Raw genomic sequence first — 24,674 nt, forward strand, 5'->3', positions numbered from 1 at the left:
ACGCTTGAAAGAAATACGATTAATGCTGTTAATACTACCGCTCCGCTTGCTGATCCTAAGAAGTCACCTTTTGTTACATTTAATACTTGCTCGTTGTTCATAATTTCCATTCTCCCTTCTCTTTTTTGTTACAAAACTTCTATTATACTAATACGCTTGAAAGAAATACGATTAATGCTGTTAATACTACCGCTCCGCTTGCTGATCCTAAGAAGTCACCTTTTGTTACGTTTAATACTTGCTCATTGTTCATATCATTCATTCTCCTTTTTTATACGTTATCTATATGTAATTTCTAAGAAATGATTAGTTCATACTTTTTATGTTAACGTTACATTAAAATTAATTACGTAACGTTTGTAACATTAATGTAACATAACTATTATTACGTTGCAATATAATTACGTAAACTTTATTACATTTTTTTTTACGTTTTTTTAAATAAACACTCAAAAACCTTATTTTAATGCGTTTTCCACTACGCCCGCACTTGTAACACTAGTGTAATATTACGGTCATAAAGCGAAATATAATATTATTCATCTCTATTTTGTTACAAAACAAAGTGAAACTTTAATTAGCGAGAGTTCCATTCCCTACTAATTATTCCCCTTCACTAATCGGGCTTTTACTGGCAATTAATGCGGGATAAAATACTATCTTTCCAAGATAAGTTTATATGTTTCCTCAATATAACTATGTATAATGGAAACAAAGAGGTGGTCATTTTGAAATTAATCGCACTAGATATGGATGGTACACTACTATCATCTAATCTTGAAATCTCCAAAGAGAACTTACAAGCTATCCAAACCGCAAAAGAAGCTGGTCATATTGTAATGATTTGTTCTGGCCGCGCGAAAGAGGATGCTTTAAAATTATTGGAAGAATATAAACTATCTCTTCCAGTTGGAGCAAGCAATGGGGCAATTGTTTATGTGGACGGAAAAGTAATTAACTCGCGTTGTTTACAAAATGATAAAGTATACAAGCTTGCAAAATTACTAGAATCTGAAGGTTTCCCATATAAGTTGTACACAAATAAAGGGGTTTATTCTCCTTATACATGGCAAAGTCAAGTCATGCAGGCGTTCGAGGAAAACAAACATACACTAGATGTTACACTTGAGGAACTTGAAAGAATTACAGAAAAACAAAAGAAGTCTAACTTAATTACTGATTTCCAAAAAATAGAAGATGTTGTGAATAATCCAGAATTAGAAATATCTAAATTCTTTATTTTTACATTTAATGCTGCCCATCGTTCGCAGCTATTGCAAACTTTACAAGAAGATACGGACATTTCGGTTACCGCATCAGCTCCTACTAATGTAGAAATTATGGATAAGCATGGTCATAAAGGGAACGGCCTACAAGAAATGGCAGCTTATTTCAATATACCAATTGAAGATACTGTTGCAATCGGCGATAACTTTAATGATGTGCCAATGTTACAAGTAGCTGGCTTATCAGTTGCAATGGGAAATGCCGAAGAAGATGTAAAAAAACTATGTGACGTTGTAACATTAACAAACAATGAGCATGGTGTTGCTCATGCAATCGAGCAATTTGTATTGAAACAAACTTCATCTAGTAAATAAGAAAAGGACTCTTTCAATTTGAAAGAGTCCTTTTCTTTTATACATGATGACAAGCAACAAAGTGCTCTTCACCAACATTACGAAATTCTGGTACTGTTTTTTTACAAACATCTGTCGCAAACGGACAACGTGTATGAAAACGACAACCTGAAGGTGGATTCGCTGGACTTGGAATATCACCCTCTAGTATAATTCGCTCTCGCTTCACTGTTGGATCTGGTATTGGTACAGCCGATAACAAAGCTTTTGTATACGGGTGAAGTGGATTCGCAAATAACTCATCACGCGGTGCCGTCTCCACGATCGTACCTAAATACATAATCCCAATTTTTGTACATAAATGCTCCACTACACTTAAATCATGTGAAATGAATAAATAGGATAATCCCTTTTTCTCCTGTAATTCACTAAACAAATTAATGATTTGCGCTTGAATAGATACATCTAATGCCGCAACAGGCTCATCAGCCACAATGAATTCTGGATCTAATACCATAGCCCTTGCGATAACGATACGCTGACGTTGTCCACCAGAAAACTCATGAGGATATCGGTCAATATGATATGGAGCTAAACCACATAACTCCAATACTTCTATCACCTTTTCACGAACATTTTCCTTCGTCGCTAGCCCATGAGCCAACATTGGCTCACCAAGTGCTTCTCCAATTCTCATTCTAGGATTTAATGAGCTAAATGGATCTTGGAACACGAGCTGCATATTAGGACGGTGCTTTCTCAGCTCCTCTTTTGATAAAGCATGAACATCTTGACCTTTAAACTTCACTTCACCTTCTGTTTTTTGAACGAGACGGAGAATTGTTTTACCTATCGTCGTCTTCCCACTTCCAGACTCTCCTACTAGGCCAAACACTTCTCCTTTATCAATTGTAAAGCTTACCCCATCTACCGCTTTCACATGTCCAATCGTTCTACTAAATACGCCGCCCTTAATCGGAAAATACGTTTTTAAGTTCTTCACTTCTAATAATGGTTCACTCATTGCCCAGCACGCTCCTCATATAACCAACAAGCTACTTTATGATCTTCGTCATACACATTAAGATTTGGCGCTTCATTTTTGCATATTTCCATGCAATGTTCACAGCGACCACTAAAGTAGCAAAACTCATCTAAGCCAACCAAATTAGGAACTTGCCCTGGAATAGAATAAAGTTTATCTGTTCGTTGCCCCATTACTGGTTTTGATTTTAGCAGCCCTTGCGTATATGGATGTTTCGGATTTTGAAAGATCTCTAGTACCGGTGCCTCTTCAATAACTTTTCCACCATACATAACGACAACATAATCGGCCATTTCCGCTACAACACCTAGATCATGTGTAATTAATAAAATCGATGTTTTAAATTCCTCTTTTACTTGTCTTAGTAAATCTAATATTTGAGCTTGAATCGTAACATCAAGAGCTGTTGTCGGTTCATCTGCAATTAATAACTTTGGATTACAACTAAGTGCAACAGCAATCATAATGCGTTGTAACATACCACCACTTAGTTCATGTGGATAAGAATGGACAATTTCATCAGCGCGAGCTATACCAACTTTACGAATTAATTCAATTGCCTTTTTGTATGCTTCGTTTTTACTAAGTAGCTCATGCTCCCTTAACGTTTCTACAATTTGTTCGCCTACGGTGAAGACAGGATTTAGCGATGTCATCGGTTCTTGGAAAATCATCGCAATGTCATTACCTCGCAAACTTCGAAGCTCTTTCTCTTTCATTCCTAAAAGACTTTTTCCTTCATAAAGAATGTCACCACCGACAATACCGCCGGATTCAGCAATAAGTCCCATAATAGATAAAGCCGTTACACTTTTCCCGCAACCTGATTCGCCTACTACACAAACTGTTTCACCTTCTCGAACTGAAAAGCTAACATGATTGACAGCCTTTACTGTACCTTCTTCCGTCTGAAAATGTGTTTGTAAATCCTTTAGCTCTACCACTGCTTTACTCATGCTTCCTCACCTACCGCTTCATCTTTGGATCTAATGCATCACGAAGTGCATCGCCAAGTACATTAATTGATACAACTGTTATAAAGATTGCAAAACCAGGTGGTATCCATAACCACGGGCGTTTTTGGAAATCGATTAATGAGTTTGCTGCACTAATCATATTTCCCCATGATGGTGTAGGCGGGACAACGCCAAGACCTAAGTAACTTAGTGCAGACTCTCCTAAAATAGAACCCGCAACACCTAATGTTGATACAACAATTAATATCGGCAGAACATTCGGTATTAAATGATATACTATTTTCCGGTAATCGTTTATCCCAAGCACATCAGCAGCTTGCATAAACGATTGTTCTCGTAGCGATAAAATTTGACCTCGCACGAGGCGTGCAAGTCCTGGCCAACCTACTAAACTTAAAATGATCATAATGACATAAAGACGATAATCAGATGGTACTTTCCATTCTGATAAAATAGCTCCCATTATAATAAGCAATGGTAATCCTGGCATCGACATTAAAATATCAGCAAGACGCATTATAATATTGTCGACGATGCCACGGTAAAAACCTGCAATCGCTCCTAATAAAGCACCTAGTATAACGGATAACACCATTGAAGCTAAGCCGATTGTTAATGAAATCCGTCCGGCTTGCATAAGCCTCGTTAAAATATCCCTTCCTAATTGATCTGTACCAAGCCAATGAGAAAAACTAGGTGGTTTGTTAATTAGCGTAACTTGTATTTTCCCTGATGCATACGGCGAAAAGAATGGACCGATAAAACAAAATAAAAACATAAAAACTAATGCGTAAAATCCTATAAGTGCCATTTTATTTTTCTTTATCCTTTTAAAAGCTTGCCTCCATGGCGATGATTCATTCCGTCTTTTCTTCTTTGCTTTTTTCTCTGTAATTGCTGTAACAGTTTCCATCTCTTTCCCCCCTTACTTCAACCGAATACGTGGATCAACAACTGCATATACAACATCCGCAAAAAAGTTTGAAACAATTGTCAAACAAGAAAGAAACATCGTAAATGCCATTAATACCGTATAATCACGAAAATTAAGTGCTTCTAATTGAATATTACCGATACCCGGCCAATTGAAAATTTGTTCTATAATAATTGCTCCTGAAAACAATCCTGGTAATTCAAATGCAAGCAATGTAATAGCCGGCAAAATTGCATTTTTTAGTGCATGTTTATAAATAACAGTCTTTTCCTTTAAACCTTTTGCTCTAGCCGTTCGAATGTAATCTTGCCGTACAACTTCTAACATACTCGTTCTAAAATAACGAGTTAATGAGCCAACTCCAAGAAGAGTCAAAATAAACACGGGTAAAACCATATGCTTTGCAACTTCTATTACGTAAGCAAGCCCCGTCGAATTACTCCCAACATCAATCATTCCGCCTATCGGTAATAGCTTAAAGTCAACCGCAAACACTTTAATTAAAAACAAACCGATAAAGAATGAAGGGAATGACATCGCTGCAAATACACCAATTGTTACAAGCTTATCGAATAAAGAATGTTGCTTTGTCGCTGAAAATACACCGATAATAAGTGCAATTAGCCAAATAAAGAACAATGCAATAACCGCAACAATAAACGAATTCCATATAAATTTATTTAATAATGACGTTACAGGTTCTTGATATTGAAGAGAAAAACCAAAATCCCCCTGCAATGCATTACCCAACCAATGAAAATAACGCTCAACGATTGGCTTATTTAATCCATATAATTCCCTAAGTTCAACTGCCCTTTCAGGTGTAATCTTTGGATTTGAATCAATATAGTCACCGGGAAGAAGCGCGAACAAAAAAAAGATAATAACTGACGTACCCAACAGTGTAGGAATCATTTGTAACAACCTACGAATGATATATGTTTTCACCCTTTTTCTCTCCAATCTTATGCTTAAAATAGAAGAACATTTTTTCAAAGCGGCACACTACTTGCCGAGTGAAAAAATGTCTTCTACTTATACATTCTTATCCTTATTTTCCAATAGATAATACTGGTAAGTTTGCACTAATACTATTGTATTTTTCAGAGTCAATTCCTTTTATATTCCCGTTATAACCAGTAATTGTTCTACGGTAGTTTAATAGAATTACTGGTGGGTCATCACTTAACTCTTTATATAATTCTTTATAAATAGGTTTACGTTTTTCAATATCAACTGTCTCAATACCTTTTTTAATTAACTCATCTACTTTCGCATTTTTATAACCAAGACTCTTCTCATTGACACCAGACAGATATTCACCAGCTGTTTCACTCGGATCACTTGTAATCGGTGTCGAAACAGAAGCTAAATCATAGTCACCTTTATTTACCTTCGAAAGCATAGTATTAAAGTCCATAAATTCTGGATTAAATTCTACACCTATTTCTTTATAATTCTCTTTCGCAATTGGAATTAATAAATCACTATCTTTAGCCGAACTTGGGCCGAAATAAGAAAGTTTTAATTTTTGACCATCTTTTTCACGAACTCCATCCGAACCGACTTTCCATCCTGCTTCATCTAATAATTTTTTCGCTTTTTCTTTGTCGTATTCATATTTATTAACCCCTTCTTCCGTATAAGCCCAAGAAGTTGGATGAATTGGTACATTAGCTACCGTACCGTATCCTTTAAATGCTGTATCAACATATTTTTTACGATCTAATCCGTAAATAAGTGCTTGGCGAACCTTTTTATCCTTTAAGTACGGCTTATTATTATTCATATAAATATAGCTAAATGACGCTGCTGTTTCGATTTGGATATTCGCAAATTCTAAACCCTTAGCCTGTTCAAGAATTTCATCACCAGTACCTAGGCCAGTGTAGTCAACCTCACCTGTTTGGAATAATTGAAGCTTCGTATCACCAGCAGTAATTTTATAAATGAAGTTTGGAATTTTTGGTTTGCCTGCATAATAATTTTCATTTGCTACAAATCGAACTTCTTGCCCTGGGATATACTTTTCAAATTTATATGGACCCGCAGCTATCGGTTTTTCATATAACTCTTTTAAGTAATCTAAGCTTGTATTTTGTTTATAACCTTTTCCATAATAAGCTTTTGATAACACCTCTCCACCTAAAGCTGTTAGTGCCTGTGAATTAATTTTTTCAGTCGTAATTTTAATTGTCTGCGGATCAACAACTTGAATACCTTCAATAGAAGTTGCCTTTCCTTCTTTATATTCTTTACCACCTTTAACCGCATATTGAGAGATATCTATTTCACCTTCATATGCCTTATCATGTAATAGCGTCAATGTGAACGCTACATCATCTGCTGTTAATGGCGATCCATCGCTAAATTTTAAGTCTTTACGTAAATGGAATGTATATGTTAACTGATCAGAAGAAACGTCCCACTTCTCCGCTAATTCCGGAATTGGTTTCCCTTGTTTATCGGTTGATACAAGAGATGCAAAAATCACTGAAGTCACGTTTCCATCCCAACCATTTTGTTGGAAATATGGTAAAAATACGCCGCCAGGTTTACTAATACCAACTACTAACGTATCTTTTCTATTCTTCGCTTTATCTGGTACTTTCGTTTTATCTGTCGCAGCGATCTTTTCAATTTTTATATTTTTTAAATCTTGTTGTTTAACCGGTTCTGTAGAAGCCGTATCTTCCTGTCCCCCACAAGCAGATAACACAAGCGAACTACTCATTAATACCGAAAATACACCAGCCCATTTTTTTGTCTTTTTCTTCATTGTCCCCACCCTAACTTTTTTTTTAATAATTACACCTTATGAACTGCTTGCCTTATGTATGCCTCCCACAGCAACATTTTATAGCCAATCGGAAAAGTCGGTTTTAATTATAAAAAAATAGATGTTTTTTTGAGGGGTAACAATCTTATTCCGACCTTTCCGGTAGACTTTATGGTTATTAGCTTATATCTTTCAGTATATTTTGTCAATTATTTCTATATAAATATTTCGAGAATTCTCCAAATTTATTGAGCAATATTCAATTTAGGTAAACTTAACAAAATACCATTATAGTTATCTTCTTGTAATCCTTGAATTCGTACATTATGTGCAGACACGACTTTACTATTGTTTAAGAAAATAACAGGTGGATCTTCACTTAACTCTTGATATAGTTTTTTATAGATTTCTTTTCGTTTTTCAATATCCAATGTTTCTAATGCCTGCTTAGCTAATTCATCTACTTTCGGATTATGATATCCATCATAATTACGCTTACTTGTCGAAACAAACTCCTCAATTGTTCCGCTTGGATCATCAATCATCGGTGTGGAGACCATCGCTAAATCATAATCTCCTTTAATTACCTTGGAAATCATCGTATTAAAGTCCATGTATTCAGGATTGAAATCTACCCCAATCTTTTTATAATCCTCTTTCATAACGGGAATCATCACATCATTGATTTTACTTGCAGAAGAAGCAAAATAACTTACCTTCAATTTTCGTCCATCTTTTTCACGAATACCATCTGAACCAGCCTTCCACCCTGCTTCATCAAGTAATTTCTTCGCTTTTTCTAAATTATATTCGTATTTATTGATTCCTTCTTCTGTATACGCCCACGAAACTGGTGTAATTGGTACATTAACAAGTGAAGCATAACCTTGGAAATACGTATCAATTACTTTTTGGCGCTCTAATCCGTAAATAAACGCTTGGCGTACACGTTTATCTTTAAAGTATGACTTCTTATAATTCATTTTAATATAGCCGTAAGAACTTCCTGTATACACATTAATATTAGCGAAACCTAGATCTTTTAATTGCTCAATCGTTTCCGTATTTGTCGTGAAGCCATCATAATCTACTTCTCCCGCTTGAAATTGTTGCAAATTCGTATCACCCTTTGTAATTTTATAAATAAAGTGCTCAATCTTCGGTTTACCTTCAAAATAATTTTCATTTGCTACAAAACGAACTTCTTGACCTGGAATATATTTATCAAGTTTATAAGCTCCTGCTCCCATCGGTTTTCCATATAACTCTTTTAAATACTCTAAATTCCCTTGCTTATATTCTTTACCGTAATAAGCTTTTGATATAACTTCTCCACCAATTAACGATAATGTTTGGGCATTTACCTTTTCAGTTGTAATCGTAATTGTTTTCGGATCGATTACTTGAATCCCCTCGATAGAGCTTGCTTTTCCTTCCTTATATGCTTGCCCACCCTTTATTGCTGTTTGACTTATGTCAGTTGCTCCGCTATATGCCTGATCATGTAGTAACGTTAATGTAAATGCTACATCATCCGCTGTTAACGGCGAACCATCGCTAAACTTTAAATCATCTTTCAAATGGAACGTATATGTAAGCTGATCCTGAGAAATATCCCATTTTTTCGCTAGAATTGGGATTGGTTTTCCTTCCTTATCCAGCCCAACAAGAGGCGCAAAGATCGCTTGCGTTATATTACCATCCCACCCATTCTCCATAAAATGCGGAAGGAATATCCCGCCAGGGCTCGGCATTCCAATTACAAAAGTATCTTTTCTTTCTTTTGCCTTTGCTGGACTTTTTGCTTTGTCACTCGCCTTAATAAACTCATCTTTTACTTTTGGCATCTTTGCTGCTTCATTTGTACTTTTCTCTTCTTGAGCGCATCCTGCTAATAAAACCGATGTACTAAGGAATGTAACAAGTAACCCTTTCAAAGCCTTTCGCATAATTCTCACCCTTACTTTCCTGTTTTTTAATTAAGAGGGAACATAACGCTCCTTTCTGTAACTATCTTTATTTTACCTATAAAAATAGTATGAATTGATTTCAAGATTATTCCTTTTCAATAGGTATGTCAATCCTTACTAATTGTTTTCTCTCAAAAAAACAAAAAACACCTTCTATTACCTAATAGCCACGCATAGAATAATAACAATCAACTACCAAAAAGGGGGCGAAAATATGGACAACCTATTCCAATATGTCCTGCACTATGTGCTATTAACAGTCATAATAGTCGGGGCGTTATTACTATTCCCGTTCTTCCCAAAGTTCGTCCTCTTTTTAGCTTTTTTTATTATGCTCGGGATCGCTATTATAATTTCAACGAGGGAAGATACCACACAAAAAGAAAGCAGAGTTCAGCGCGTAAAGCTGTAACTCTGCTTTCTTTTTTTCAGTCGTAACGTATTCTTGTTAAACCAATTACGAAAAATACTCCTGCAAATAAAATGAGTATACCAATATATCCTCCTATATCTGCTAATGTGCCTCCCCTTACAATTAACTCCGTAAAGCCACGCATCGCCCAAGTTTGCGGAACAAAATTTGCCGCTGTTTGCATCCAAGCTGGTTCAATTTCAACCGGCCAATAAAGACCACTAATCATACATGTTGAAATTACAACGATATTACCTAGTGCTGACTGCTGTTCTGTTGTTTTTACTATACTTGCCAATAATAAAGCTAGACCAATGACGGCTAATAACAATACTGAAACGAGTGTAATAACCCCTAATAAATTTCCCCACTGCACATCAAATAATGAATGCGTTAATATCATTAAAACACCAAATTGAATCCACCCTATTAAAAAGAAGAAAAGGATATAACCTGCTAGTATTTGAACTTTTGAAACTGGTGTCCCTAATAAACGAGACCAAACCCCAAGTTGTCTAGCTTTCAAAATAGTTCCTGTCGCACTTAACATGACAATCATGACGAATAGAATTGAAAAACCTGCAGCTCGACCTGTAACATTATTTAACTTTTGATCATCATGTAAAATCGATTCTTTTTGAATCGAAACAGGATTTACTTTTGTATAAATTGTTTCATACATCGTTTCCCACGAAGTGTTACTTTTCTTTTCAAACTCTCTTGCTGCACTAACTTCTATCTCCATTTTTTTTAACACACTTGCCAATACTTGCTCTACAGAAGTTCCACCCGTAAAATCAGCACTGGCTTGAAATTGAATATTTTCTACTTTTCCATCTAGCATACTCTTTTGAAAATCTTTCGGAATGATGATTATACCAGATGATTTCTTGTCTTCGATCCTCTGTGTCCCTTCCCTATACGTTACCTTTTCTATAGAAATTAAATCACTTTTCTTTATTTCCTCATAATACTTGCTAGATAATACAGAACCATCTTTATCTACTAAACTAATATTTACTTTCTCATTCCCGCTTCCACCTAAAAGTCCACCGAAAATGAGTGTGAAAATAATAGGCATTCCAAACATAAGTATATAACTTTGTGGCTTTATTAAAATTTGTTTTAATTCTAGCCAACAAAGTGCCCAAACCTTCTTCATCATTTCCCCTCCTATCTCGTGCGTAAACGTAACGTTCCAATCATAACGGAGATAATTCCTGCACTACATAAACTTAAAATGACAGGGAATAGCACATCCCAAGATGTTCCCGACATAATATTTAAGAAGCTCGTAAGTGCCCATTTATTCGGAGCAATATTCGCAACTGTTTGAAGTGTATCGGGAAATACGTAAATCGGTAACATTGATCCCCCTAATATAGCTAGTATTTGAATACCGATTCCCCCCATTAAATCTGCCGTTTTTTCCTCACGAATAAAGGCTGCAATTAACATAGATAAACCAGAAACACAAATTGCATAAGAAATTCCCAACATTACTATTTGAGACACGTCTTCGCCCCATTCCACATGAAACATAAAGTGTGTAGCAACTATAAATATTCCAAATTGTATACAGGCAAATAGTAATGTACCTAAAAACTTCCCGAATAAAATTGAAAATGAGCTCGTCGGTGTACTGAACAAACGCGCCAACGTTTCAGTTCGTTGCTCTGTTACAACTGACTTTGCACCTACTGTTATGTTATATAGTAAAAACATGACTAACATTGCTGCTGCATAATATTGCATCGCTGCAACTGCTTTTTTACCAACTGTTCCTTTTTCGATATGATTCGTACTTGCAGTTGCTACCGTCTGTAGATTTCCACTTACCTCTTTTGCAACTTGTGCCACATCACCCTGCTGGGATTTTACTAATTCTGTTACAACACTTTTAGTAGATACTGCGATTGTTTGAACACGTTCTGAAAAAGAACGAATCATTGATTCAGCAATTTTCGCTTGTATATCTTTGGATGGATCTATAAGCACCTTTGGTTCTTTTAATTTCCCATCTTGTACTTGTTCGCTCCATTTATTTGGGATGGCAATTCCTACATCGATTTTCTCTTCCTTTAACATATCTTCAAGCTCTTCCTGGGAGTTAACTACCTTTACTTCCACATCATCTTTTATTTCTTTAGACTGCAATACATCTTTTCGAAAGACATCTGCAAACTCATCTGTTCCATCTTGATAATAGCCAATTACTGTTTTCGGTAGTCCACCACTATCAAATACATTACTTAACGCTGAACCTAAAATCGCTGTTAATAAAAGCGGCATAAGTATCATCATCATAAATCCGCGGCGGTCGATTAAACGGATTTTTAAATCTTTCCATGCAATAATGAAACTTTTCATTTCGCACTAACCTCCTTAATCACGCAGTGAACGTCCTGTTAATTGTAAAAATAGTGCCTCTAAATTCGGTTCTTGTACTTCCAGTTTTAAAATTTGAGCGTTGTTCTCAACAACTACTGAAACAACTGTGCCAATTGCCTCGCCACCATTTAGTCCAATATCAATCGTGCTATTATCTTCGTCAAAAATAATACGCTCAACAACAGGTAGCCCTTTCAACTTTTGTAACAGTTCCGTACTATAGCGATTTAATTGCAATTTCACTATAAACCCATCTGTCAGACGATTACATAACTCTCTTTTCGTTCCTAGTGCAATTACCTTTCCGTGATCAACGATGGCAATTCGCTCACATAAATACTCAACTTCTTCCATGTAATGGCTCGTATAAATGACCGTCATACCTTTTTCATTTAATTTTTTAACAGTCCCTAAAATATGATTTCTCGATTGTGGATCAATCCCGACTGTCGGTTCATCCATAATTAATAACTCTGGTTCATGCATAAGTGCTGCACCAATATTAATACGCCTTTTCATTCCGCCTGAAAATGTTTCAATTTTATCTTTTCCCCGATCCTGTAAACCGACGTAAGCTAGCACTTCCTCTGCTCGTTCTTTTGCAACTTTTCCATTTAAACCGTACATCTTCCCCCAAAAAATCAGATTTTCCTTTGCTGAAAGTGTCGGATACAGCGCAATGTCTTGCGGGACAATACCGATTTTCTTTTTCGCTTCTACTGGATACTCTTTTACAGATTTCCCACCAACTTTTATATCACCACTATCGTATGGAATTAACCCGCAAATCATTGATATCGTCGTTGATTTTCCCGCTCCATTTGGACCAAGCAACCCAAATGTTTCACCCTTTTTCACTTCAAAAGAAACATTCTTTACAATTTCCTTCTTGCCAAATGATTTCGTAATATGATCTATGACTAACATATTGATTCAGCCCCTTTGCTTTCATCTACACTTTCATTGTAGAAAAATTTCTTCTTCTCTCCATCACCCTTAAGGTAGAAATACAAAATAAAAAAGCAGCAAATTCTGCTGCTTTTTCTCACTTATATATGCCAAAAGTCACGTGTATGTCGTAACACCGTATCTTACTGCGTATATTGCTGCTTGTGTTCGATCTCTCAGTTCTAGCTTACTAATTAAATTAGAAACGTGATTCTTTACAGTTCCCTCTGTAATGAATAACTTTTCAGCAATCTCTTTATTATTTAAACCGCGCCCAATTTCCTTTAAAACATCTACTTCACGCTCAGTTAATTGTTCTAGTTGTTCTGGTGTGGGGCACTCTACTGCTACTTTTGTCTTTTTTAATTCTTTTACAATTTGCGCTGTTATATCTTGAGGAAGCACAGCACCTCCACCGTGTACCGTTAAAATAGCTTGAACGATTGCGTCCGTCTCCATATCCTTCAATAAATATCCGCTTGCCCCTTGCTCTAATGCTTCAAAAATAAGCTCACTATCACTAAAAGTCGTTAACATAAGAACCTTTATACGAGGAAACTTTTCTCTAACTAAACGAGTTCCTTCAACACCATTCATACGAGGCATCCGAATATCCATCAAAATAATTTCAGGCTGTAATTGTTTCACCTTTTGTACAACTTCATCCCCATCACTAGCCGTCCCCACCACTTCAAGTTCCGGACGCAAATTTAATATCATTGCCAATCCATCACGAATCAGTGATTGATCATCAACAATCATAATTCGAATCATAACGCTCCCCCTATTATCCATGTTTTTTCTCGCAGTGGGAATTCGATTTTTAAGCGAAAACCTTTTTCTATTTCACTCTCAAATTGAATGATTCCACCATGCTCCTCTACACGTTCTTTCATATTAAGTAACCCAAACCCAGGACTTACTTCATTGACTCCCATACCATTATCCGAAATACATAACTTAACTTGTTCCATTGAACAAACTAAACTTACTTCACACAAGCTAGCTTTCCCGTGACGTTTTGCATTCGTTAAAGACTCTTGCATAATACGAAGCAGCGTAGGCTGTAGTGACAACGGAATCTCAACCGGATCCCCTTGCAATTGAAAAGATATTTGTACTTTCGTCGCTTTAGAATATTCATGTAACATTTCACGCATATTCTCTATTATGTTCTCTAGTTTACTTTCCTCTTTTAAGGCATGCACAGAAGCTCTCACTTCTTGAAGTGATTTTCTAGCTAACCCATGACATGTATGTAATACCTCTTCTGTAGCGTCCGATTTTTGTTTCCATAAAGCCTCCGCTAGTTGTAATTGAACAAGTAAGGCAGTCATATTGTGACCGACTGTATCATGAATTTCTCGGGCAATATCATTCCGCTCCCGAACAGCAGTCAATTCTTCCACCTCTTTAGCATATAACCGTAATTGTTCATGAGCTTCTTTTAAAGCTGTATGAGATGATGCTAATTCCCCATATTGCTCATCTACCATTTGCCGAGCAGCTGTAAGTTTTTTTATTAAGTTTCCAGCTAAAGCACTGAAAACGATGAACATAAAGTTAATTGCATTACTCTCCAATTCCAGGCTCCCTGTATGTTGATACGTATGTAGTATATTTATAAACCAACAAAGAAAGAAAAAAGCGATAAAAAAATAAGTCATCCTTTTACGCCAATCATGAATAAATAATCCTACCGCATCAATTCCAAATATAATTAAATACAAACATGTCTCGGGAAATAAAAACCCTAATAATGCTGTGACAATGCCGTTTGCGAGCAAGGTATAAAAAATGATTTTCCTACTCTCTTTTGCTTTTACAAGTAAAATATGATTCACAATATAAATGAAAAGTGCAATACCGACAAAAAATTGTAAATTCGCTGTTTCACGTGAAACATGATTTGCGTAAACTAAACAAATCATAACGATTGTAGCAATCCGCGCGTATCCTAACATAAAATTCCCCTCACGTTTCCGTAGCATAAAGCTCATTTCCTTATCATACTAACAAGAAAATTATACCAATTTTCACCCCTTCGTTATACAAAAAAGAGCAAGCCCTCCCTCAAAATCCGGGAAAACAACTCGCTCTTTTTCATTCTATTTTCTTTACTCTACAATATTCTCTAACTCATTATATAACTCCGCTCGCAAAAACTCTTTTTTCGTTTTTTCTTCATATAATTGTTCAAGCATTTCAACATCAACTACATGTTCCATTTTACATTCGAGTGCATATATATCTTCTTCTATATGCATTAACTCGTTTTCAACTTCCTCTAAATTCCTAGACTCCTTCTTTTTTATAGGTATTACTTTTAACACTTTATTCCCTTGCTGCTTCTGTTTTGCTACTTGTTTCTCAATTCTTTCTTCCCACTTTTGACGAGCCCATGCATAGTTCCCCGCAAACTCAAATAATTTGTGCTCATCAATCCAATATGTCTTTTCAAACAATTTATTTAAGAAATAACGATCATGTGAAACAGCTAAAATCGTCCCGTTATATTGTTCAAGGGCTTCCTCTAAAACTTCCCTTGATTCAATATCAAGATGATTCGTCGGTTCATCTAAAATAAGAAAGTTAACATCTTGATACATAAGTTGCGCGAGCCTTAACCTCATTTTTTCTCCGCCACTCAGTTGCGTTACTTTCTTAAAAACAGCTGGACCATAAAATAAAAAGCGAGCTAATATATGTCTTGCCTCTCCCTCTGTTACAGCTACACAATCTCTGAAAGCTTCCAATACATTGTTCTTCATATTCCCGTACGCATGTTGCGATAAATAACCGATTTTCACACTACTACCAATCCGAATTTCTCCAGCATCTTGCTTCATTTCTTCTAATAGTAATTTTAATAACGTAGTCTTTCCTGTACCATTACGTCCAACGATAGCTGAGCGCTCCTGAAAACGAATATGCAAATTTACTTTCTCGAATAAAGATCGTTCAGCAAATCCTTTACTCACTTCTTTCATTACAACAACATCTTTTCCGCTTCTCTCTTGCCCTTCAAACTGAAGTCCCATCTGTTTTCTATCCAAAATGGGTCTCTTTAGTTTCTCTATACGCTCTAATGCGCGTTCCATATTTCTCGCTCTCTTATGCAATCCTTCATTCGGCGGATTCGCTTGATTTGCCCATTCACGTAGACGCTTAATTGCTTCTTTCATTTTCTTTATTTTCTTTTGCTGTTCTTGATACGCTTGAAATTCTTGAAGCAACCTTTCTTCCTTTTCCTCAACAAACTGGGAATAGTTCGTATGATATACGTGAATTTCTCCATCTTCTAAATCAAAAATTTTCATTACAACTTCATCAAGGAAATAGCGATCATGTGAAATGACCATAACCGTTCCTGTATATTCTTTTAGAAATTGCTCTAACCACTCGACTGCAAATAAATCTAGATGATTTGTTGGTTCATCTAATAAAAGTAAATCTGGTTTCTGCAATAGCATGTACGCAAGGCTGACTTTCGTCTGTTCCCCGCCACTTAATTCCGTAAATAATCGAGAGAATAATTCCGTCACTTGTAGACCATTTGCTACCTTCATAATATTTGCTTCTATTTCGTACCCACCGAGAAATGCGAATCTTTCTTGAATTACTCCGTATCTCTCCATTAACTTTTCTAAAGCAAATGCTTCCAGCTCTTCCGCCATATTATTTTCTAAAGCATGCATTTCTCTTTCTAATTCCTTTTCTACTTTAAAAGCAGAACTTAATACATCATATACGGTTATTCCATCTTCAAACTTTGGAATTTGTGCCACATGACCAATACGTGTTCCTTTCTTCATATGGATAGCTCCTACATCCACACTCTCCATCCCTGTTAGAAGCTGAAAGACTGTCGTCTTCCCACTACCGTTACGACCAACTAATCCAATACGTTCACCATTCTTTATTTCAAGCGATATATTTTCAAATATGATGTTTCCACCAAAAGACTTCGTTATATTATTTACACTACAAATTGTCATTTTCCGTACTCCTTTCAATATAAAAAACCATGGGAAAGAAACATTCCCCATGGTTTTCGGCATAGAAAAAGGAAGCCAAATAGCTCCCTTTTCACACGTTTATCAAAAATGGGTGAAGAGACTTCTATCGTTCAATAGCTACTATGCAATTGTTAAAAAAGGGCATACGTATCCCGTTAACAACTACATCATGAAAAATCGCACGACAAAAATAGATATAATCTAAAAATTTGGCACGCGCAGCTAAAGAACGTTTCATCTCATTCACCCCTTTCGTACGGAATTTAATACTACTTCTTTATTATACTTTCCCATTTCATGTTTGAATAGTCATTTTTCTGAAAATAATGAAGATAGACTAAACATTTCAATAAGTGACATCAACTCTTACAAAACTGTTATGTTCACGTAATGGAAAGCGATAGTACGAAAAGATGCCTCCCTATACAATAAAGTTATAAACAAGAGAGACAAAAACAAGGAGGAAAACAATCATGATGAAAGAAATCGTAAAAGCAATCTTTGAGGTATTAGTGAACGGACAAGCAGTTGTAAAAGAACTAAACGAACTATAAAAAGGAGTGAAGGAATATGATAAACATGGTGAAAATGATTTTACACGCTTTAGTCGACGCAAAAGCAGTTAGCCAAGAATTAAACCAACAATAAAAAGGGGTATATGAATATGAAGAAAGCCATTATTGTGATCGCAAGTACGGCAATTGCCTTATACACAATAAAAAATAGAAAAAAGAAAAAAAATGCAAATGCTCTATATTATCCATACACACTATTGAAGAAAAAATAAAAGACAAGGTACCCTATTATAATGAGGATATCTTGTCTTTTATTTTTCCCTATTCCCTTTAAAGGATTTCCTCCTCCTTTCCCCGAATGTATTAAGCGGGATTTTTACACATATTTTAAAGGGGCATATATACAAATGGATACTCAACAACTATATTTTTTAAACGATATCGGTAAACAAAAACCAGAAAGCATTCGGAACAGAAGCGCTGCATGTCCTTTTTGTGACAGAGAAAATTTAACGGAGATTTTAGCAGCTGAGGGCTCTATTATTTGGCTGAAAAATAAATTTCCTACATTAAAAGATACCTTTCAAACAGTGCTAATCGAAACAGATAATTGTGAAGATCATATCGGAACATATACAGAAGAACATATGAGAAAACTAATTCGTTTCTCTATTTACCATTGGTTAAACTTACAAAATAACGAAGAATTTGCATCTGTGATTTTATATAAAAATCATGGTCCATTTTCAGGTGGCAGTTTGCACCATGCACACATGCAAATTATCGGAATGAAATATGTAGACTATCTCGAAAATGTAGAAAAGGAAAATTTCCAAGGAGTAATTGTACAAAAAAACGAACGTATTGAACTCAATATTTCAGAGCGTCCTATTATTGGCTTTACTGAATTTAACATAGTCATTGAAGATATTGCATTTATAGATGAAATGGCAAATTATATTCAGCAAACTGTACGTTACATACTGACAGATTTCCATAAAGGATGTAGTAGTTATAACTTATTCTTCTATCACCTAAATGGAAAAATCATTTGTAAAGTTGTTCCTAGGTTTATCGTTTCACCATTGTATGTAGGGTATAAAATACCACAAGTTTCTACAAAACTAGAAGAGGTGAAAATACAACTAGCACAGTATTTCATGAAACAAGAAGACAAAATTATTCATAAAAAAACAGAGTAGGTGTCGAAAACCTACTCTTTTATTACGCCTTTATTCCGATAATATACATCTTCTAATCCAACGTTATACTTCATATTGTTATCCGTCCACTCTGGCCCTAGATTCCCTGGCCATCCAGATGTATTTGCTATATATTTCAGTAATGCAAAATCAGTCAGACCCTTTTGCACCCCACGCTTATATCCTTTCAGTAAGTGCGGCATTGCAATTTGCGCATTTGTACGCGGATCTTTCAACTCTTCATCAGTTAAATTATCCGGTGCAAGCCCACCACCGCGGTGCAATTGAAACAATCCGAATGAAGTTCCGTTATCCCCAACACTTCTTGGATTTAACCTACTTTCATGTTCGGCAATTGTCAGAGGTATCCATTCTGGAAGGTTTACTTTCTTTGCTTCCTCTATAATAATTTGTTTCATCTGTTTTGCTTCCTCTGAATCAACATAGCTTGTCTCATTTATTAGCTTATCCATTCCTTCAGACTTCTCTTGGAAATATAAATACACTCCAAGAACAACTAAAAATCCTAAAAAGAATTTCTTCACTAGCTCTACCTCTTTCTCCGCTGAAATTTGTCCCCTTTCAGCCTTCCCTTTACAATTACCTACATTCTATCATTCTCTTACTCTTCCATCATAGCAAATTACTATACATATTATCATCATGCTTTAGACTGATTTTGCGAAAAACCAATTGGTAAATATGTGCAAAAATGTAACTTACATGGACTATAACTTATTTCTTGTATATAATTGTAAATTGAATTCTATATAGACTAGGAGCATATATAAATGAAAAAAGCCCTACTACTCTTTTTTAGCATTTTACTACTCATTCCTATACACACATCTGCGCAAACATCATCCAAGCAAAAAGTACTTATTTTGTATAGTACAGAAGACAACAAAATTACAAACAATGTACAAATCCTTAATACTCAGTTAGGGCACTTTACAAAAGATATAACAGTAAAAAGTTTAAAAGAGATACATGAAATTAGTAACTCATCTTCTTATACACATATCGTTTATATCGGAGAGCAAAAAGAAGTTCTTTCTACTGAAGTAAAACAATTTCTGGAAAGCTTCTCAGGTCCAGTATTAGTTTTAGGTCAAAATGTTGAGCAATTATCTAATCGTTTTTCTTTCATTACCTCGGATGAAACTGATATACGAACTCATACTATAGAATATCCGACACACAAATTAAAAAATGAATTACAAGAAGAACGCTTAATGAAGAAAATTGAAGCAAAAGGAACAACTCTTGCTTACGCCTTGAGTGCCGATGGAGCCCATCCATTAATCGTTCAGCAAGGAATATCATATTATGTTGCAACTCCAAACCTTTTCGATTGGATGTCTCATTACGTCGGTGAAATGCTATTTTCTTACTTTGAACAAAAGCCGATGACAAATAAAACTTCAGCTTATTTACGTCTTGAAGACGTTCATCCAGCTGTAGATGTAAAGCAATTAAAAGAAATTGCTGAATTACTAAAAGAGAAAAACCTTCCTTATATGATTACTGTTATCCCTGTTTACAAAGATCCCAACATAGGAAAAACAATACATTTAAAGGATAACTCTGAATTAGTCGATGTTTTACGCTTTATGCAAGATAACGGTGGTTCTATCGTTATGCATGGTTACACCCATCAGTTTTATGATAGTGAAACTGGCGAAGGTTTTGAATTTTGGGATGTAAAAACAGATCAACCAATTCGCCAACCAAACCATGAAAAATCAAAGACAAAAGAATATTTTCAGTCTACAGAAGACTATAATAAATACGTAGAGAACGGAAAAGCCTTCGAAGAAAAATATACTAAAGATCATATTGAAAAAGGGATTACAGAGCTTGTAGGAGCGAAATTATATCCAGTTGCCTTTGAGGCTCCGCACTATACAATGTCTCAAAAAGGATATGAAATACTTTCTCAATATTTCTCTACTTATGTAGGACAACTACAACTAAACGATACAACTTGGAAATCTATGCATTCACCAGCTTATACGAGTACACCATCGTTTTTACATGGGATGAAATTAATACCTGAAACGGTTGGATTTATCGAAGAAGGCCAGCCACAAGATATTGCCAAAATGAAAGAACGTGCTTTATCTATCACTAAACTATCTGATGGAATTATCGGCGCATTCTATCACCCTTACTTAGGTGTTCAACCATTAAAAGAAGTATTAAAAGAACTAGAAAACATTCCAAACGTAGAGTGGATTGATTTACAAAAAGAAACGAATGAAGTAAAAATGAAAGATATTCATATTACTACTAATAAAGACGGCATTCACGTTGAAAAACCAACAAGTGCGAATGACATAATTAATTATATAAAACAATATGGGTTCTTCCTTATAATTGGGTTCATTATAATTGTCTTTCTTTTATTATTAAGACGTGCGAAAAAATTAGAGTCATAAAAAAACACCAAGCGAGATGCTTGGTGTTTTTTTATGACTCACTAACTTTATAAAATCGTACCGTATTCGCATATATTTGCTCAGTAACTTTCTCTACTGATATTTTTTTTATTATACTAATTTCTTGTAATACATCTTTTATCATATAAGGATGTGTCATCGTATCCTTCTGAAATTCCCATGGGCCATCTGTTTCTACCATCATATATTCAAGCGGATAATACGAAACGATTTTTCTAATTTTCTCCTTATGTAAAACATCCGGTGTGATAGAAATATAATAACCGTTCCTCATCATCCGTTTCATTGTCTCTTCACTTCCTTTAAACCAATGGAAGTGTGCGCGTGAAACTTTATATTCTTCAAGAAAATCACATACAGTGTCAGCATCTCCATAAACCGCATGCAATACAATTGGTAAATCATGTTTACTAGCTAGTTCAACAAACTTTTTTAACACCGCTATGTATGGATCGATAGCAATATTTTCATCTTCTTTCCTTAAATAATACGGGAGTCCCACTTCACCAATCGCAACAATGTCCTCTACATGAGCTTCAATTAATTTAAATATGCGCTCACATTCTTCTCTATGAATCGGCTGCTCCGGATGAAAACCTATTGCTGGATGTACAAAAGGATATCGCTTTGCTAAAGATAAAGTTTCTAGGCATGATTGATAATTCATAGATACTGCAATAAGCCCCTGTATCTCTTTACTGTTTTCCACATCTATAAGTAATCTACTTTTCTCTTCATTCTCATATTGATCAACATGTATATGGCTATCAATCCATTTCATCTTTATGCCCCCATAAAAAAAACAAGAAAGGGTCCCCCTTCTTGTTTTATCATCTATATTATTTAACAATTAAATTTGTTATTATATCAAATAATCCAATACATACTATGGCAACAGTAAAGTAGCTACAGAAATCTTTAATTGGAAACTTCACTACTTCTTCTTTACGCATCCCAGTTTTCTCCCTTCTTAATATATCCCTAATTATTTTTTATCTATTTGTATCTATTATGCAAAAAATATGACAAAATTACTATCGAATTAACTTACGTAAACCTTACAATATTGTAAGGTTAAAAAAAGAGCCTCATCTAAATAGAGATGAGGGCTATTAAAAAGTAGTTGGTTTTTCATTCTTCATTAACATTACAAACGGAAAGTGATACAGTGAGACTTTCTAGTTATACTATATGAAATTCACTATATTTTAACTATCGAATTACATTACAGAAGGCTTACATGTTTGTAAGCTATGCGTAATGTAATTCGATAGTTTCCCTTACCTATATTTCGTACAATAAAGTTAGAAAGTAAGCCAAATAAGAAGAACACTCACATAACCAAATTACATTGCTAGTAGCCTACTCTTCTTATACCTTTCACTCATGCTACTACAATGTACCCCCTTCCCCTTTATATAATAAAAAGAGCCTTAGTCCGTATGGACTAAGGCTCTTTCATGCACTCTAAAATACCCCTACCTAGTATTTTTATTTTCGACAAAAAATAGGCGGGGGTATAATTCGCTATCTCATCGTTAAAAGTTTACTCTTTGCATTAATAGGAATATTTACAACTTCAATTTCTTCAATTGCCTCGCCGTAGCGTCCTTTTGCGTACACCTTTAATGCTTCATCTTTCTTTAACATATGCTTAACAGTCTTCTTTATTTTTTGCTCTCTTCCACGTTCGTCAAATGCAATAAATTCATATTCATACCACTCATCACCAATATGCTGACCAATTGTATTCACAACCGTATAATATTCTTTCGTCTTATAAAGTGGATTATATTTATCGATAACTGGTCCAAGTTTCGTAGGCAATAACATTACTACTATCACTATCATCGCTATTATAGTAGTGATCATTTTTTTCTTCATAATAAATCTTCCTCCCTTGCAGGATATATATACATCCATTTTAAAAAGAAGGAATAAAATCTACTATTGAATCTCATTACATTACACTTACATTTTTGTAAGAATTAAAAAAGGCGAACGAATTTACTCGTTCACCTTTTAGCTCGCTTTAAAACCACCGCCAAGTACATCACGCACATCGTGAATGACAACGAAGGCATCTTCATCAACTCGGCCGATAACTTGCTTTAACTTAACAAGCTCTTGTTTATTAATAACGACATATAATACTTCTTTATTTTTACCAGTATATCCGCCGCGCCCCTCTAATACAGTGACACCACGTGTCATGTTTTTCGTAATAGCTTCACGAATTAAGTCTGGTTGATTCGAGATAATCGTAACTGCAGTCTTTGTATCCATTCCTTCTACAATGAAATCAATTACTTTCGCTCCGATAAATACAGCAACGAGTGTATACATTGCCTTTTCTTGCCCTATTATAAATACAGAACCAGCAATTACAACGATATCAATAATGAGTACGCCTTTACCAACACTCCAACCTAAGTATTGATTTGCTAACTGCGCTAAAATTGCCGATCCTCCTGATGTACCTCCAGCTTTGAACATACACCCTAATCCGATACCTACAAATAGACCCGCGAATAAAGCTGCTAAGAGCGTATCACTATTTACATGATACTCAATGTGCTCTGTAACATATAAAAACAAAGATGTTTCTACAATCCCTAAAATTGTATAAACCATCGTTTTTTTATCAAAAAATTTATAACCAACAGCCAGTAAAATTGCATTTATAGCAAAATTGACAATCCCTGGCGACCAACCAAATAAATAATACGTAACAACCGTTACACCAATAATGCCACCTTCTGATAAACGGTTTGGAATTGCAAAATAATTAATACCGATTGCGAATAACAATGAACCAATTGTAATTAATGTTATCTCTTTTATACGTTGATTAACCATAGTTCATACCTCCCCCCATTTGACATTGTATCACTATCTCCTAGAGGTTTAGAAGTGGTTTTTATTACGCCATTCTTCTCATAACAGCAATGGTATTATGTTTAAACAAACACCTGATTAATTATTCATATTTGCTCTAACTGCACGAGCAAAGCGTTCCACATTACCTTTCTGAATATACTTAGCTATTACCGTTTCCTTATTACAAGTAAACACTAATTGCGGATGAAAATTTATGTCGTCTATATGCAAATACGAATACTCTTCAAATGTTGATGGATAATACGAAAATCCTCCATAAAAGAGGAGACGTCTAGTAGTAGCAACGAAAATTCCATGCCGATATGATAAGGTAAAATCATCTTTCTCAAATATCCCTATCACAAATGCTAAAATTTGTTCATCATCCTCTACATACTTTTTCATACTTAATAAAAGTTCATTCATACATATCCCTCCAAATTCTATTCATTGCTTTAACACTTGAAAAGAATCCATGGATTATTACAGACCGGTGTAACTCTTTTATAAAGTATGAAATGCGTTTCCTGTCAAAGACATTTCAAAAAATAATCCGTTAT

General features: G+C 35.1%; 25 protein-coding genes. 5 read left to right on the plus strand and 20 right to left on the minus strand.

Annotation, left to right across the window (positions count from 1 at the left end):
* On the minus strand, window positions 1-101 hold a 101-nt coding region (locus JDS80_RS25810; RefSeq protein ID WP_199640288.1), incomplete at its 3' end, for a DUF3948 family protein.
* A gap of 41 nt (window positions 102-142) precedes the next feature.
* The gene (locus JDS80_RS25815) at window positions 143-262 is read right to left on the minus strand and encodes a DUF3948 family protein (protein ID WP_002009865.1); all 120 of its coding nucleotides are present in this window, start codon (window positions 260-262) and stop codon (window positions 143-145) included.
* Between the two features lie 466 nt (window positions 263-728).
* On the opposite strand from JDS80_RS25815, the gene JDS80_RS25820 reads away from it, so the two are divergent.
* Window positions 729-1,601: a Cof-type HAD-IIB family hydrolase gene (locus tag JDS80_RS25820; protein WP_199640289.1), complete on the plus strand. Its 873-nt coding sequence runs from the start codon at window positions 729-731 to the stop codon at window positions 1,599-1,601.
* 37 nt (window positions 1,602-1,638) lie between these two features.
* Here JDS80_RS25820 and JDS80_RS25825 read toward each other — a convergent pair whose 3' ends face one another.
* The 6 genes from JDS80_RS25825 to JDS80_RS25850 form a co-directional block, all read right to left on the minus strand.
* Window positions 1,639-2,604: an ABC transporter ATP-binding protein gene (locus JDS80_RS25825; RefSeq protein ID WP_071744528.1), complete on the minus strand. Its 966-nt coding sequence runs from the start codon at window positions 2,602-2,604 to the stop codon at window positions 1,639-1,641.
* Entirely contained in the window at window positions 2,601-3,581 is a 981-nt protein-coding gene (locus JDS80_RS25830) for an ABC transporter ATP-binding protein (RefSeq protein WP_199640290.1), read from the minus strand. Before JDS80_RS25830 ends, JDS80_RS25825 begins: the two co-directional genes overlap by 4 nt.
* Window positions 3,582-3,591: 10 nt before the next feature.
* Window positions 3,592-4,515, minus strand: coding sequence for an oligopeptide ABC transporter permease (gene opp4C, locus JDS80_RS25835; protein WP_071744526.1), 924 nt, complete (start codon window positions 4,513-4,515; stop codon window positions 3,592-3,594).
* Window positions 4,516-4,527: 12 nt separating this feature from the next.
* The gene (locus tag JDS80_RS25840; protein WP_199640291.1) at window positions 4,528-5,484 is read right to left on the minus strand and encodes an ABC transporter permease subunit; all 957 of its coding nucleotides are present in this window, start codon (window positions 5,482-5,484) and stop codon (window positions 4,528-4,530) included.
* Window positions 5,485-5,587: 103 nt separating this feature from the next.
* Window positions 5,588-7,315, minus strand: coding sequence for an ABC transporter substrate-binding protein (locus JDS80_RS25845; RefSeq protein ID WP_199640292.1), 1,728 nt, complete (start codon window positions 7,313-7,315; stop codon window positions 5,588-5,590).
* Between the two features lie 245 nt (window positions 7,316-7,560).
* Window positions 7,561-9,264, minus strand: a complete 1,704-nt coding sequence (locus tag JDS80_RS25850; RefSeq protein WP_199640293.1) for an ABC transporter substrate-binding protein — start codon at window positions 9,262-9,264, stop codon at window positions 7,561-7,563.
* Between the two features lie 235 nt (window positions 9,265-9,499).
* Here JDS80_RS25850 and JDS80_RS25855 point away from each other — a divergent pair, with 235 nt between their 5' ends.
* Complete coding sequence (locus JDS80_RS25855) at window positions 9,500-9,697, plus strand: hypothetical protein (protein WP_199640294.1); 198 nt, start codon at window positions 9,500-9,502, stop codon at window positions 9,695-9,697.
* A 16-nt stretch (window positions 9,698-9,713) separates the two neighbouring features.
* Here the strand turns inward: JDS80_RS25855 and JDS80_RS25860 are convergent, their stop codons facing one another.
* From JDS80_RS25860 to JDS80_RS31990, 7 genes are all read right to left on the minus strand, one after another.
* Window positions 9,714-10,859 carry an ABC transporter permease gene (locus tag JDS80_RS25860; RefSeq protein WP_199640295.1) on the minus strand — a complete coding sequence of 382 codons (1,146 nt, stop codon included), beginning with the start codon at window positions 10,857-10,859 and terminating at the stop codon, window positions 9,714-9,716.
* 11 nt (window positions 10,860-10,870) lie between these two features.
* Window positions 10,871-12,067 (minus strand): ABC transporter permease, encoded by a 1,197-nt coding sequence (locus JDS80_RS25865; protein WP_199640296.1) that lies wholly within the window; start codon window positions 12,065-12,067, stop codon window positions 10,871-10,873.
* A gap of 15 nt (window positions 12,068-12,082) precedes the next feature.
* Window positions 12,083-13,015, minus strand: coding sequence for an ABC transporter ATP-binding protein (locus tag JDS80_RS25870; protein ID WP_199640297.1), 933 nt, complete (start codon window positions 13,013-13,015; stop codon window positions 12,083-12,085).
* Window positions 13,016-13,153: 138 nt separating this feature from the next.
* A complete protein-coding gene (locus tag JDS80_RS25875; protein WP_199640298.1) occupies window positions 13,154-13,810 on the minus strand; it encodes a response regulator in 657 nt (218 codons plus the stop codon).
* Window positions 13,807-15,000, minus strand: a complete 1,194-nt coding sequence (locus JDS80_RS25880) for a sensor histidine kinase (protein WP_199640299.1) — start codon at window positions 14,998-15,000, stop codon at window positions 13,807-13,809. The genes JDS80_RS25875 and JDS80_RS25880 overlap by 4 nt, the downstream gene beginning before the upstream one ends.
* Window positions 15,001-15,153: 153 nt before the next feature.
* Window positions 15,154-17,034: a ribosomal protection-like ABC-F family protein gene (gene abc-f, locus JDS80_RS25885; RefSeq protein WP_199640300.1), complete on the minus strand. Its 1,881-nt coding sequence runs from the start codon at window positions 17,032-17,034 to the stop codon at window positions 15,154-15,156.
* Window positions 17,035-17,158: 124 nt separating this feature from the next.
* Window positions 17,159-17,293, minus strand: coding sequence for an RAxF-45 family protein (locus tag JDS80_RS31990; protein ID WP_079999070.1), 135 nt, complete (start codon window positions 17,291-17,293; stop codon window positions 17,159-17,161).
* 420 nt (window positions 17,294-17,713) lie between these two features.
* Here JDS80_RS31990 and JDS80_RS25890 point away from each other — a divergent pair, with 420 nt between their 5' ends.
* A complete protein-coding gene (locus JDS80_RS25890; RefSeq protein ID WP_199640301.1) occupies window positions 17,714-17,842 on the plus strand; it encodes a spore coat protein B in 129 nt (42 codons plus the stop codon).
* Between the two features lie 135 nt (window positions 17,843-17,977).
* A complete protein-coding gene (locus JDS80_RS25895) occupies window positions 17,978-18,772 on the plus strand; it encodes a DUF4931 domain-containing protein (RefSeq protein WP_472926353.1) in 795 nt (264 codons plus the stop codon).
* A gap of 11 nt (window positions 18,773-18,783) precedes the next feature.
* Here JDS80_RS25895 and JDS80_RS25900 read toward each other — a convergent pair whose 3' ends face one another.
* Window positions 18,784-19,317 (minus strand): transglycosylase SLT domain-containing protein, encoded by a 534-nt coding sequence (locus tag JDS80_RS25900; protein ID WP_199640303.1) that lies wholly within the window; start codon window positions 19,315-19,317, stop codon window positions 18,784-18,786.
* A gap of 246 nt (window positions 19,318-19,563) precedes the next feature.
* Between JDS80_RS25900 and JDS80_RS25905 the strand changes: the two genes are divergently transcribed.
* Window positions 19,564-21,213, plus strand: coding sequence for a DUF2334 domain-containing protein (locus JDS80_RS25905; protein ID WP_199640304.1), 1,650 nt, complete (start codon window positions 19,564-19,566; stop codon window positions 21,211-21,213).
* 31 nt (window positions 21,214-21,244) lie between these two features.
* On the opposite strand, the gene JDS80_RS25910 is transcribed toward JDS80_RS25905, so the two are convergent.
* From JDS80_RS25910 to JDS80_RS25925, 4 genes are all read right to left on the minus strand, one after another.
* Complete coding sequence (locus JDS80_RS25910; RefSeq protein WP_098889134.1) at window positions 21,245-22,015, minus strand: TatD family hydrolase; 771 nt, start codon at window positions 22,013-22,015, stop codon at window positions 21,245-21,247.
* 746 nt (window positions 22,016-22,761) lie between these two features.
* The gene (locus JDS80_RS25915; protein ID WP_199640305.1) at window positions 22,762-23,118 is read right to left on the minus strand and encodes a YxeA family protein; all 357 of its coding nucleotides are present in this window, start codon (window positions 23,116-23,118) and stop codon (window positions 22,762-22,764) included.
* Between the two features lie 138 nt (window positions 23,119-23,256).
* Window positions 23,257-24,093, minus strand: a complete 837-nt coding sequence (locus tag JDS80_RS25920) for a YitT family protein (RefSeq protein WP_071744511.1) — start codon at window positions 24,091-24,093, stop codon at window positions 23,257-23,259.
* 117 nt (window positions 24,094-24,210) lie between these two features.
* A complete protein-coding gene (locus tag JDS80_RS25925; RefSeq protein ID WP_199640306.1) occupies window positions 24,211-24,540 on the minus strand; it encodes a PH domain-containing protein in 330 nt (109 codons plus the stop codon).
* Window positions 24,541-24,674 lie beyond the last annotated feature (134 nt).

Source organism: Bacillus cereus group sp. N8 (genome assembly GCF_016483685.1).
GTDB classification, from domain to species: Bacteria; Bacillota; Bacilli; order Bacillales; family Bacillaceae_G; genus Bacillus_A; species Bacillus_A proteolyticus.